Origin of the sequence: Pseudoalteromonas sp. S558 (assembly GCF_005886635.1) — a bacterium.
GTDB lineage: Bacteria > Pseudomonadota > Gammaproteobacteria > Enterobacterales > Alteromonadaceae > Pseudoalteromonas > Pseudoalteromonas aliena.
Genome location: NZ_PNDU01000018.1, coordinates 30,284 through 44,350, shown reverse-complemented (window position 1 = coordinate 44,350; position 14,067 = coordinate 30,284). Strand labels below are relative to the sequence as shown.

Here is a 14,067-nt window from a genome sequence, read left to right as displayed (position 1 = left end):
TTACCTTTAAATCGATTAAAAGTGATGTATGTAAAGGTGCTTTATGCACCTTACATTTAGCATTATTAAATAATTTAGCCGTATGTTTTATTAAGAATAACTATTATGCCTAAGCAACATATAGTACTAATTATGCCTCTCTCAACTTACGAATGGGGCACTGAAAACTGCGGTGGGGTAGACAGTGTTTGCCAGATGTTTGGAGAATACTTGGTTAGCCAAGTAAACCCCGAGTTTAAATACACTATTATTGGTTTAGATCCGCAAAGTAAAACACCTTACACAGGCGAAGTTATTAGCCTAGCTGAGCATGTCGATTTTATTTGGTTACCTTGTTCTAGCAAGCATACGGGTTTTAAAATACCTGGAATAGTATGGCAAAATTGGCATATTCGAAAGCTGTTAAAAAAGCTAAAACCTGATTTAGTTCATACACATTTCTGGAGTTCTTTGCTAGGTTGTGGACACAATGGAAGATCGGTTGTAACAATCCACAGCTATAAAAAAATTGGCCGTCATAGCTTTGGTTTTTTGAACAACCTCTTGTATGAAAAAATAATTCCTCTTCTGACAAAATCACTAGGGGATAAAAAAATTGTTGTAGGAAAAATACTTAAAGATGCCTTACTTAAAGATGGTATTGAATCTGAAATAATATATAACCCTATTGATGAAAGTTTTTTTTACGCTTCAAAAAAACCACCTAGATCAAGCAATAACTCGCTACAGTTTATTACTTGTTCTTTAATTAATCCTAAAAAAAATATTGAGCAAGCGATTTTTTTAATCGCTAAATTAAAAAATAGTGGCTTTCACTGCCATTTAAATATTGTGGGCGGGGTATCCAACGCACTTTATTCACAAAAACTTATAAATACTGTTGAAGAACAGGGGCTTTGTAGTGAAATAAGCTTTTTAGGTAAAAAAAATAAGCGAGAACTTGTTGAACTTTATAGTCATGCGGATTGCGGTATTTTTACTTCAAAAGAAGAAACGTTTGGCTTAGTTCCATTGGAGATAATTGCTTCGGGGCTTCCTTTATTGTGCACTGAGGTCGGTATTTTAAGTGAAAAAAAATCTTTTTTTGAGTCATTGGGGATTTTGTATTTAAGCGAAAATACGACCGTTGACCAAATCAATAAATGTATCAATGAACATGATTCTGAATTTTCAGTAGATGTACTCAAAAATGAGTTTAATTTATCTGAAATAATTAAAAAATATCATTTTCTTTATAACCAACTGCTTGAAAAAAAGTAACAGGATAAATGATGTTTAAAGCTCTACTAAAATATGCACCAGTTCAAGTTTTTGCTGCAATCAGTGTTTTTGCTTTAATAAGCATTCACACTAAGCTATTAACCACTACAGAATACGGTATGTTGGCATTAATGCTGCTTACCGTCGAAATTGTCAGAGCCGTTGCTGCTCAGTGGATTAATTCGAGCATGCTGCGTTTACTCCCAAGTAAAAGTAGCGATCAACATTCGTATTTTGCTGCTATCGCGTGTTCAATAATACTGTGTTGCACACTACCCGCATTTGCGTTAGTTATTGTAGGTTTACACTTAACAGAACTATTAAGTATTAATACATCAATAGCGACATTTTTGCTTTTTTTAACTAAAGCATTGTATTTATTTTATCTTGAATTAGCGCGTGTTATGGAACGTTTAAATCAATATAGGATAGCGGTACTAACTCAATCGATAATGTCGATTGTATTCACCGGTGCTTTGTTGTTTATACATACTGATATTTTACTTGCACTATACGCATTATCTTTTAGTTATGTTGTTGCGGGTATTAGCGTTTTTAAACGTTTAAGTGTAGGCTTCTCTAAGCTTAAAACAGTGGATGCTAAAGCTGTTTTTGCTTACGGTTTACCGCTAATGGCAAGCGGCTTAGTTGCTGCAATATCAAGCCGTTTAGACCGATATTTTATCGCAGATTACCTAGATTTAGCACAAACAGGTATTTACGCTGCTATATCAAATATTCTTCTTGGTATCGGTGCGCTTATTTTTATGGTTGTCGCTCTACCAAGTTATCCTGAGCTAACAAAAAAAATCAACGACAAAACAGCGCTTTATAAAGCTCATGGCGAGTACTTAACTTTACTTACTTGTGTCGCAATGCCTGCTTTAGTTGGTTTTTGTATTCTGGCAGAGCCCATCACTCAGCTATTATTAAGTGACGAGTATTTGGCGCAAGGTCCTACAATTATTTATATTTTGTGCGCAGGTGTATTTGTTATAAATTTAAAGGCGCATTATATAGATCATGGTTTACAGTTTTCTTTAAATACTAAATATTTGCCAAGAATCAGTGTTTTTTCTTTAATTATTAATCTTTTCTTATTAGTTACTTTGATCCCTCTTTATGGCTTGATAGGCGCAGCAAGTGCTTTTTTAAGCGCAAGTTTGGTCTCATTCGGGCTAGCGTTATGGTTATCTATTAAAAAAGGATATAAATACCCTATACCAAATCAAGTATATAAAATTATTTTTTCAACAGTATGTATGGCTATTTTGCTACCTGAGCTTCGTGTTTATAATTTTATCTCAATTGACTTACCCATTTTAAATATTATTTTTGATGTAATGATAGGTGTATGCATATTTATATTGGTGCTTGCCCTACTAAATCATAAAAAATGTAAAACATGGATTTTAAATAAATGAGAAGTGAAAATATTTATAAAATAATGTTTTTTACTTTTTTATGCTCTTTTATTTTTGGGGGGTATGTACTTGAAAGCTTGGGTATTCAATATGTATCTGAAGGAGGTAATCCATTAGTAAAAATACACATCTCTACTTATATTTTGATGCTTACTGTTGGTTTGCTTACCTTAAAGCAGGGTATAAATGCACCTTTAATTAATCTTAAAGATCTTCGAGGGACATGGATACTAAGCTTATTATGTATTGTTGGAGTAATACTTTATGGCTTATTTCGATTTGGTACATCAGGAATGGCTTACATAGTAGATACTATGGTTTCGGGTTTATTAGCTATTTATTTATTAAGTCAGTTAAAGTTAGAACATAAAAAAAAGTTATTGCGACTGTTAGCGTACTTATTATTTATTAATGCAGTGATTGCTATTTTAGAGTTTATTTCGGGTAATACTTTAGTCGATGTTGATTTTTCTAGCTTTAGTCATTTTCGCTCAACGGCGTTGTTAACTCATCCATTAAATAATGCATTAATTACGGCTGCTTTAGCGCCACTTTTAATGAATCAAACTCGTTTTCCTGCCTCGCTATATTTTACAGTGATTTTTTTAGCCTTGTTTGCTTTTGGCGGCAGGGCAGCGGTCGGGGTTTTTCTTTTCGGCACATTTATACTCGTCGCTCCTAAAATACCTGCATTTTTAACGAAGGGTATTAAAATGACAAAAATGCGATTTGCCGCGTTACAAGCTCTCACTTTTTGCGCGGTCATTTTTACTTCGCTGATTATTATTTTTACACCTATAGGGTCACGTATTTTAAGTAAGTTACACGTTGATGGCAGTGCACAAGCGCGGTTTGATGTGTTTATTATACTGGAGCAATTAAGCCCACTAGAATGGATATTTGGTGCATCACAAGAGCTAATTAATAATATCGCGTTTTATATTGAAATAGATGTTATCGAAAATTATTTAATTGGTTGGATTGTGAGCTTTGGATCGATTTGTACATTTCTGCTTATTTACAGCTGCTATAAACTTCCAATGAAGCTAGTTAGAAATAGTCATATAAGGGTTAGTGTTGCACTCATTGTATTTATTATTGTTTCACTAACAAATAACGCGTTAACAACCAAAACACCTGCTTTACTCCTATTGTTCAGTGCTTTATACCTTAGTCGCTCTTTAGAGGATAAGGCATGAGAGGTTTTAGTGTTGTTGCTTTAATCAATAAATATAAGGCAACTTTGTCGTTAACACTTTTTCTAAGTATTTTTTTCAAGGTTAACATTAGAACATTTCGTTTCTTATTTACTGAGATACCGCGTAATAGCGACGTTGCAGAAGGTTCATGGAAATTTATTAAATTAAATATTGCGTCAAAGGATTATTTTTAATGTTTACAAATAAAGTATATAAATTGAGTCCAGTTTTTATTCAGAATATTCTACTAAGTTCAAGAGCATTTATACGCAAAAAACTTAGAGAAAATAAAGAGTGTGAGCAGCTCACCAAAGAGTTAATCTCCCATGATTATGACTCAGAGGCGCTAAAGCAATATCAAAGTAAAACCCTTAAAAACGTACTTACAGAAGCGCAACGTAACATCGCTTTTTATCAACGCTTTGCCGATGATATAAATAGGTTTCCTTACATTGATAAGGCTGAGGTAAATAGCAATAAAGATAAGTTTTTGTCGCCTAATAAATCAGGTGTGATTATTAAAGGGTCAACCAGTGGCACCACAGGCGCTCCATTATCTATTCCACAAAATATGCAATCGGTAATTACAGAGCAAGCTTTTATAAATAGAATGATGCACTGGGCTGGAATTCAGCATAACGACAAACGAGCGTGGTTGCGCGGCGATATGATTGTCCCACAAGAGCAAAAAAAAGGCCCTTTTTGGCGTTACTCGTATTTTGAGAATATGATTTTATTATCTTCATTTCATCTGGCACAAAAAAACCTAGATGGTTATTTAAATGCAATGCAAAACTATGGGGTCCAAGCGATTCAAGCGTATCCATCGTCTATTGTTACGCTGGCAAAGCATTTAGAGAGTAATGACACCTATTATCAAGGTACTTTAAAGTCAATCATTACCTCGTCAGAGTCTCTTAGCAAAGAAGACAAAGCATTAGTCGAGAGAAGATTTAAATGCACCGTATTTGATTGGTATGGGTTATTTGAGCGTGTAGCTGCAATTGCCAGTTGTGAACATGGCCGATATCACATATTAACAGACTACGCTCACGTAGAATTATTGCCTGCAGGGAAAGCTGAAAATGGACGAGATAGAGCTGAAATTGTCGGTACTAATTTTAACAATTCTCTTTACCCCTTAGTCCGCTATAAAACAGGCGACCACGTTTTATTATCAGATGAAATATCGTGTCCATGCGGGCGTGTATTTCCAATTATTGATTCTATTGAAGGGCGAATGGGAGATTATTTAATTGCTGAAGATGGTCAAAAAGTTCATATATTAAATCACATACCTAAAGGTGTCAGTGGTTTGTTAGGTGTGCAGTTTCATCAAGAAGAGTATATGAAAATCAGAGTTTTAGTAACGTGTAATAATGACTTTACAGCAGACCAAAAGTTGAAATTAGTTTGCAATGTTAAAGAGCGTTTAGGTAGCAAAATTGATATCACTATTGCGATTGTTGACGATTTAGTCAGAACTAAAAATGGCAAGGTAAGACAAGCTATTTGTACTCTATAAGAGGTGTTTCAATGAGTTATTTTATTTTATTTAAGCACAAGCTTATAGAAAAAATCAGGTGTTTATATTTAATAAATTTTAATTATAGATATAAAGACAATCTACGTCGTTATAAGTTATCAAAAAACAAGAAAAATAAAGCATTAATAAAGTCTGAAATGAAAGAGCTGAGAGATTACTGGGGTTGCTACCCGCTTCAGTACTTTAATCATGACTTTTATTCAAAGAGTTGCACGCTTAGCATCGAGGATATGAAGCGTTTCATCCCAAGTTATTATTTTTACCGGATTATATTCCCACAATACGATAACTCAAAAGCATTACTTAGTATTGTTGAAGACAAAATAGTCATGGATACTTTATTCAAAGGAATGGGGTTTCCAAGTGCTAATGTGATAGTAAGAAAGAGATCTAAGCATATTTTTAGTTCTTTAGGAGCCGCTTTAACTGTGCAAACTTTTGAGGAGCTATTAAAAGCACATTGTTGTAGTAAATTATTCATCAAGCCAGTGAATGGACGCGGTGGGAGCGGGATTTTAGTTGCAAAAAAGAAAGATAGTGTTTTTTACATAAATGATGATGAATTTAACTATGCGTATCTGACTAATCTAAAAGATGATTACGTAGTAGAAGAAGCAATAATACAACATGATTCAATAACGAAAGTTTACCCACATAGTGTCAACACTTTAAGGGCTATTACAAAAAGAAATCTGGAAGGGAAAATTGAAATTGTAGCTATTACTTTAAGAATGGGATCAAAAGGCAGTGAAATTGATAATACTTCTGCAGGAGGGTTAGTTATTGGTATTAATATTTCTGATGGGCACGCGTTAAGAAATTATGCCACCTATGAGTATGGGGCAGAAAAATTTTATGAACATCCCGATTCAGGTTTTAAATTTGAAGAGTTAAGAATTCCAAACTGGTCTGAAATTAAGAATAAACTTATTGAGTTAGCAAATAAAAATATAATTATGAACCTGACAGGTTGGGACATAGCAGTAACTGAAGATGGTATTGTGATCATTGAGGTTAACACTTTATTTGGTATCGATGGGTTACAGTCTGCTTTAGGTGGGTTGGAAGGTAAGTTTAAAGAAAACAAAACAGTTAAAATGTAAGGGACTAAATTGAAGAATAAAGTATTAGTTATTAGTGTATCGAATAAAGGTGCAGGCGGGGTGGCTAGCGTTGTTAGCACCTTTATGGCGAGTAAATATTTAAACTCTAAATATTTAATTAGCTACTTCTTTACGAATAAGCCTGAAGGCCGAATTACTAAGTATACAAGTTCGCTTTATGCGTTTATTTCATTTCCTTTTTTATTGCTATTCAATGATTACAAAGTGGCTCACATTCATGGTGGTAGTGTATTGCGTAAAAGTTACTACGCACTTTGGTTAAAGCTCTTCAGAATACCAATAATTTACCAAAATCACGCAGCAAATTTAGATTCGTATTATAAAAATGCATCCGGTATAAAAAAAAGGTATATAGATTATATTTTTAGTTTTTATAATCTCAGGTTATGTCTGGGTAGCTATTGGACAGATGTATTGCAAAACGCTACAGGGGAAAAATGGGATATTTTACATAACCCTGTTCCCGAGTTAGTGCTCAATAAATTGCAGCATACTACATGCAACTTTACCTTTATGGGGGAGCTTAGTGAACGAAAAGGCATTAAAGATTTAATACATGCTTTTGCAATATCTAAAAATGAGAATGCACGGTTATTAATTGCTGGTAATGGTGATGTGGATAGCTTAATTAGTTTGTGCGAAGAGTTAGATGTGTTGAATAAAGTAGAGTTTTTAGGTTGGATAAACAAAACACAAAAGCTCGATTTATTAGCTCGTACTGACGTTGTTGTATTACCAAGTTACGCAGAAGGATTACCTATGAGCATTCTTGAAGCTATGTCAGTAGGTTTACCTGTTGTAACTACGCCGGTTGGGGCTGTAGAGGATGCTATAACGGATGATGTACAAGGTTTATTGGTGCAACCAGGTAATATAGAGCAAATAGCTATAGCACTTAGCGAACTTGCACAAAATACAGATAAACGACAGCAACTAGGTGAAATGGCCAAGCTAAAATTTTTAGAATGCTTTAAAGAAGACGTAGTGGCTGAAACATTATCTAATTATTATCAAAAATTAATAAACGAGAACGTAAAGTGAATAACCAAGTTGATTTGATCGCTGAAAAAATAATTTCTGCAGCGAAAAAGCATGACTACGCGGGTCAAGATCCATTTGATGGATTAAACAGTCGCTTTTTCAATTGGTTTCCAGGTTTAAAAAAAGGCATTTTTGGTCTTGCATGGATTCAATTACATAAGCGTTTAGCCATCAATTTACGTCCGTTATTTGGTGTACCTAAAAAGCGTAATCCGAAGGGGATTGGCTTATTTATTTTAGGCTTATTAGAAGACTATAAAGCAACGAATGAGCAAGTATATTTAGATGAAGCAATACAGCTAGCCGATTGGTTGTTAACTCAACAAAGTGATCGAGAATTATGGCAGCATAGCTGCTGGGGTTATCATTTTGATTGGAATGCACGCGCATTCTTTGTTCCCAAAGGTAAACCAAACGTTATTACCACCATTTATGTAGCGCAGGCTCTATATGCATTAAGTGAAATAACAGGGGAAGCCAAATATAGTGAGCCGGCACTCGATAGCGCGCATTTTATTGTTAAAACTTTATACACCAAGCTTGAGGGGAGGCAATTTTTTGGTTACATACCGGGTGAAACTGCATTTGTTCATAATGCTAATCTTTGGGGAGCTGCTTGGGTGGCTAAAGTCGCTGCACTTACAGATAATCAAGAGTATAAAAAGCTAGCACTTAGTGCGGCTAGACAAACAGTATCAGAACAAGGCACTGATGGGTCTTGGGTTTACGGCGCAAGACACCACCACCAATTTATTGATGGTTTTCATACCGGATATAATCTAGAAGCCTTGACTTTATTAAGTGATGCTCTAGTTACAGACGAATTTAAAACGGCTATCGACCTTGGTTTGCAATACTATAAAGTGCATCTTTTTGAAGAAGATGGTACGGCTAAATACTACAACAATAATAGATATCCACTAGACATGCACTGTGTGTCCCAAGCTATTTTTACCCTTTTAAAAGTAGGTAAAACAGCAGAAGATTTCGCAATGACAGAAAAGATAATTAATCGCTCTATTGAAACTTTGTATTTACCAACACACCAGCGCTTTATTTATCAAAAAAATAAACACTTCACCAATAAAGTAGATTATGTGCGTTGGACTCAGGCATGGGTATATTATTCATTTGCCTTTTTTAATCGCAATAAATCTAACAAGTAGCACGTAACTGTTTAAGCTAAGCACTATTTAAGAATGGATTATATTAATGAAACGCATTGAATTTTTAAAGGCCCCGATGGACATTGCTACAATGCAAGAAACCGTGTCTTTTATCGAAAATAGAATAGAAAAAAAAGAGTTTTTACAACACGTTGTGGTAAATGTTGCAAAAATAGTAAACATGCAAAAAGATCCAACGTTAGCCGATTCGGTTAAAGCATGTGATTTAATTAATATTGATGGTATGGGGGTTGTTTTTGGTGCACGTTTTTTAGGACACGATGTGCCAGAACGCGTTGCAGGCGTTGACTTATTTCATGAGCTATTAGCGATGAGTGCAAAACGAGACTTCCCTGTTTTTTTATTGGGTGCCACCGAAGAAGTGGTGAGCAAAACAGTGGAAGTAGTTAAAGCACAAAACCCTAATTTAAATATTGCTGGTTATCATGATGGTTATTTCTTTGGCAATAAAGAGGGGGAAGATGAAGAGGCCGTAGTCACTAAAATAAGAGAATCGGGCGCTAAGTTGTTATTTGTTGCTATCACATCACCTAAAAAAGAAAATTTTATTAATAAATGGCAAGATAAACTAGGTGTTGATTTTGTAATGGGCGTAGGTGGCACGTTTGATGTAGTCGCTGGTAAAGTTAAACGCGCACCGCTATGGATGCAAAAAGCAGGCTTAGAATGGCTATACAGAGTTATGCAAGAACCAGGTCGGATGTGGAAACGTTATTTAGTAACTAACACTAAATTTATAATATTATTACTAAGTGAAAAATTTAAATAAGGAAGTTGATGTGTTCAATATTATTAACAAAAGTAGAGTCACTTATTTTTATAATGAATTTATAATTAAAATGTTCCGTGACAAAGAAAGAAAACCACTATTACAACAAATTAAAGAGCTCTATTTATTAGCGCGAGCGATAAAATATTGGCCCCATAACTATTTTAAATATGATGGCTACAAAAAAAATAAAAGCTTAGATGAAGTCAAGCTATATTCAACTGGTTTGCTTTTCGGTGACTTTAGACAAAAATGTTTAAATGATAGCAGGTATGCAGTTTTTGCTGATGATAAGTTTTTGTTCCATAAATTGATGTCTGATTCTAATATACCTACAGCTAAACTAATAAATGTTATTTCACATAACATCTATACAAATGAGTCAACAGGCCTAAATGGTATAAGTGCTGAAGCAATTTTAGACTCTATTACTGTAAATGCTATTGTTATTAAACCTGTGATTGATTCATCCCAAGGGGTTGGTGTGAATGTAATTAATGTTAATGTTGATGCAGTTAAAAAATTTGAAATTTCGGGTGTCAGTTATACTTCAGCAGAGTTATTAAATAAAATATTTGCTGAATCACCTTGTGGTTATTTAATTGAAGAAAAAATACAACAGCATTCATTTAATCAACACCTTTATCCAGAGTCTGTAAATACAATCAGAGTTGATTCGTTACTTTCAAAAACAAGTGAAGTAATTATAAATTCAGCCTACTTACGAATTGGTAGGAATGGTCGTAAAGTTGACAATTGGTCAGGGAAAGCGGGTGGAATAGGTGTAAATGTTAATATTCAAACTGGAGCCTTAAGTTCACAAGGTATCGACTATTGTAAGAATTTATATTCAGAGCATCCTGACTCAGGTGTTTCTTTTTCTGGCCTAGAGGTTCCATATTGGGACGAGATCATTAATATTGTAAAAGAAGCGGCTTTACAGCTTCCAAATCTTAAATCACTGGGTTGGGATATTGCTTTAACTGAAAATGGCCCACTTATATTAGAGGTAAATGCTGATTATGATATTTTAGCTCAGCAAACATGTACACAAGCCTTTGGTAAAAACAATTTATTTTACTCTGAGTTAATTGGTTACTCTGAAAATACTGAATATTTTAAACACTACGCAATAAACCATCAACGCTTATAGCACTATAAGGTAATAACAAATGGAGTTTTTATATTATCTTTGAATAATATGGGACGAGAGTGGTTATATTTAAAAACAAATACTTACACTCTCCGCTCTAAGGAATACTGAAATGTTACGTATAAACTATATTGATCATATGAAAGCACTAGGAATTATTCTTGTTGTTTTAGATCATGTTATTTGATTAAAAGAGAGTATTTATGTACTTATTTACTCTTTTCATATCTGGTTATTTAGTTGCTTGGCAGCAATCCGCAAAGGTGCATTAATTAAATCACTAGCTAGTAATGCCATTTTTTCTTTTTTTGTTTACCACTATATTTTTTGGAAGTGAGCAGGTAAATAATATGCCTAAGCTTGATTTATTATATCGCCGTATTACAGAGCGTTCATGTTGATATACGTGAATTGGGCTTCGGTGCCACTCATTTTTATACTCTTTTTAATCTGGAGCCTTTTAAAAACATCTTCTACGTCTCTAGCTTTATCTATAATTGCCATATTTCCAGTGTATTTAATTTTTGAAAAAAGGGTCTTAGAGCTGTTTTTTAGGGGCTTAAATAGCTTAATTAATTTATATTGTGTAGAACCGTTCCGTATATTCGCTGTCAACTTATCTTGATGTATTGCGATTTATGAATTCGTAAATATGTTTTAGTTTAAAGGCTGTAGTGAAAAAATACATTTCAAGTTATTGCTAGTCCCACCTCCCTCAAATAGTGATGCATTATTAAATCAGTAAATAGCCTCATTCTGCGTATTATTTACAGTAATATAATTTACCATTACGACTGAATCACATAATCCTTTTTTATTTGATGCTAGTTTTTAGCTCGTGCTTTGTTCCCAGAGAGAAAATTACTATTATTTTTTATTTAAATCTAAATTCGAATTTAAAACTTTATAACTAGTTGATTTTAAATTAAATAAACATTTAATTAACATAAAGCCAGTACTTTTGTTGTATTTTGTGTTTCTTTTGATTTTATTTGTATATATAATCTTCAGCACAGGTTAAGCGGCTTTTTAATTTTTTATTAAGCGCAGTGTTACAAATTTTAGTGCCGGATAATGCACTTTTTCATTTTCGAGGGAAGAAATGACTAAATCATTAAGAAAATATAAAAAACTGAGTGCAATGATTGCACTAACTTTAGCGAGTACATCAACGTTGGCTGGTGACTTAGGTGTTGCTAATAATTTTTCTGCATTTGTATTTGAAGAATTTGAGTCGTATTTAGGGCGTGCTGATGGTGCAATTGCAGCGGGTGACATAAGTATTAAAGGTGGCTATAGCGTAGGTTACAATCGCCGTTCTAACCCGAGTGAATACTACTTAATTAGTGAGACGGGGATTAAATTTAGAATCGGTCGTCAATATGTGGGTAGCATGATTGCTGGCGGTGGCACAGATGTACACTGGAGCGTACGTTGGGGTATGGAACGTGGCTCAAGTGTTTATGCAAATCAAGATCAAGCTTCACTCCCGTTTAACTTTGACGAACAAGAAACATTTTATAAAGACTTAAGCACCGAACTTGCGCAGCTTGATTCAACCGGTACGGTTCAATGGAAGTGGGGCGGGCTGTATTTGCAAGGCGATAATACCTCTGCAACGCAAGTGTTTAATATTGATGCACAGCAATTTGCTAGAGCACATACATTTAAAGTTCAAGGCATGCCAGCTGGCGCTACTATGATTTTTAATATAAGTGGTGACTCAACATTATTAGTAAGAGGCAAAAGTTTTGCTCGCCTTAAAAGCCATGTAACTAAAACCGTTTTTAATTTTGTTGACGCGCGCGACCTTAATATAAAAGGAAATCGCTGGGAAGGCGTAGTTTTAGCCCCTCATGCTGATATTAGTGGCCTTTACGGTGCAGCCGTTATGCCTGTTATAGGTAAAAGCTTTCAAGGTTCAATGACACTGTTAGGTAATGAGTTTACTGGTGACCTGCCAGATATGGCAAAAACAATTAAACCATTTGCGATGCAGCAAAAATGGCAGTGGAACGCCAGCACGTTTATGCCTGAATACAACCAAGTAATAGCAACTCCAGTTGTTGTACAGTTAAATGACGATAATGGCGATAGTGTTATTGATAACAACGATGTTGCTGATGTTGTAGTGGTTGCCTTTAGAAAAGGTGGTTATAATAATGGGGTAGTGAGAGCCTTAAGTGGTATTGATGGCAGCGAGCTTTGGGATTATTCCTCGGGTGCAATCATGGCTGATGCCTCATACTCAGTTGCCGCAGCAGACTTTAACAATGATGGTATAGTTGAAATTGTTGCCTCAAGTAGGTTTGAAAACTTTGTATCTGTTATAGATCACAAAGGTGTAACAATAAAACAAATAGCTAAAGTTAATTCTGGCTGGAAAACTGCTAGTAATATTGCTATTGCTGATATTAACAATGATGGTTCTTTAGAGTTTACGCTTGGTGATGCTGTTTATAATTATGAAACTGGCTCATTATTTAATGTTAATTGGTCACCAACATATACAATTTTTGATTCAAATAATGATGATGCTCAGGAAATTTTAACTAGAGGTCAATTGTTAGATAGTAATGGCGCTATTCTTTGGTCATATACTGGTGAGAGTGACGTATGGTTCTCCTCTATAGCTGATATAGACAATGATCAAAAACCTGAAGTTATTTTATCTATTCCGTCAGGACCAACATCGGGTAACAGCCGCATTGTAGCACTTGAAGACGACGGTAACGTTAAATGGGTAGTTGATACTAATTCAGCTCCAGGTGGTGGCGCTCAGGCAATATCGAACTTTTTAGGGGCTAACAGTATTGGGATCGTAAATGCAGGTTATACTTCAGTAACTATGTATGATGAATATGGTCAGCTGGCATGGTCTGTACCTAATAACGATGATTGGAGCGGTAAGGTCGGGGTGAGCGCCTTTGATTTTAATGGTGACGGTATTGATGAAGTATTAGTGCAAGATCATCTCAAGGTAAGAGTACTTAACGGACTTGATGGTTCAGTTTTATCATCTGTAGACAACTCATCAGGCACGCTTTGGGAATACCCAATTGTTGTCGACTTAGCTGGCGATAATAATGCAGAGCTGATTACTGTTTCTAATAATTTTGACGGTCGTTATAGCATTAATAATGGTGTAACTGTTTATGGTGCTGCTGATAGTAGTAAACCATGGAAAAATGCAACGCGCATTTGGAATCAACATTCATTCCATCAAACGAATGTGACTCAAGATGGTAAAATACCAACGGTTGAAAAACAAAGTTGGTTAAATAACAATACTTATCGCTCAAGCACAATAAAATAAGCTAAGCGTTGTTGAAAAAAGCCAATTATTTATAATTGGCTTTTTTTA

10 protein-coding genes are annotated in these 14,067 nt (G+C 34.7%); all 10 read left to right on the top strand.

Features of this window, described 5'->3' with window-relative positions; translation table 11 throughout:
• The first annotated feature begins 105 nt into the window (after window positions 1-105).
• The 10 genes from CWB66_RS01600 (at window position 106) to CWB66_RS01555 (ending at window position 14,019) form a co-directional block, all read left to right on the top strand.
• Window positions 106-1,260: a VpsD family glycosyltransferase gene (locus tag CWB66_RS01600; RefSeq protein ID WP_138584085.1), complete on the top strand. Its 1,155-nt coding sequence runs from the start codon at window positions 106-108 to the stop codon at window positions 1,258-1,260.
• Window positions 1,261-1,268: 8 nt separating this feature from the next.
• Window positions 1,269-2,684 (top strand): oligosaccharide flippase family protein, encoded by a 1,416-nt coding sequence (locus CWB66_RS01595; protein WP_252371700.1) that lies wholly within the window; start codon window positions 1,269-1,271, stop codon window positions 2,682-2,684.
• Entirely contained in the window at window positions 2,681-3,883 is a 1,203-nt protein-coding gene (locus CWB66_RS01590) for a VpsF family polysaccharide biosynthesis protein (RefSeq protein ID WP_138584084.1), read from the top strand. Before CWB66_RS01595 ends, CWB66_RS01590 begins: the two co-directional genes overlap by 4 nt.
• A gap of 193 nt (window positions 3,884-4,076) precedes the next feature.
• A complete protein-coding gene (locus tag CWB66_RS01585; RefSeq protein ID WP_138584083.1) occupies window positions 4,077-5,408 on the top strand; it encodes a phenylacetate--CoA ligase family protein in 1,332 nt (443 codons plus the stop codon).
• A gap of 11 nt (window positions 5,409-5,419) precedes the next feature.
• Complete coding sequence (locus CWB66_RS01580; protein ID WP_138584082.1) at window positions 5,420-6,532, top strand: sugar-transfer associated ATP-grasp domain-containing protein; 1,113 nt, start codon at window positions 5,420-5,422, stop codon at window positions 6,530-6,532.
• Between the two features lie 9 nt (window positions 6,533-6,541).
• Window positions 6,542-7,594, top strand: a complete 1,053-nt coding sequence (locus CWB66_RS01575) for a glycosyltransferase family 4 protein (RefSeq protein WP_138584081.1) — start codon at window positions 6,542-6,544, stop codon at window positions 7,592-7,594.
• Entirely contained in the window at window positions 7,591-8,760 is a 1,170-nt protein-coding gene (locus tag CWB66_RS01570) for a glycoside hydrolase family protein (RefSeq protein WP_138584080.1), read from the top strand. Before CWB66_RS01575 ends, CWB66_RS01570 begins: the two co-directional genes overlap by 4 nt.
• Before the next feature lie 46 nt (window positions 8,761-8,806).
• Complete coding sequence (locus tag CWB66_RS01565; protein WP_138584079.1) at window positions 8,807-9,550, top strand: WecB/TagA/CpsF family glycosyltransferase; 744 nt, start codon at window positions 8,807-8,809, stop codon at window positions 9,548-9,550.
• Window positions 9,534-10,703, top strand: a complete 1,170-nt coding sequence (locus CWB66_RS01560; protein WP_171037445.1) for a sugar-transfer associated ATP-grasp domain-containing protein — start codon at window positions 9,534-9,536, stop codon at window positions 10,701-10,703. Before CWB66_RS01565 ends, CWB66_RS01560 begins: the two co-directional genes overlap by 17 nt.
• 1,102 nt (window positions 10,704-11,805) lie before the next feature.
• Entirely contained in the window at window positions 11,806-14,019 is a 2,214-nt protein-coding gene (locus CWB66_RS01555) for a choice-of-anchor A family protein (protein WP_138584077.1), read from the top strand.
• Window positions 14,020-14,067 lie beyond the last annotated feature (48 nt).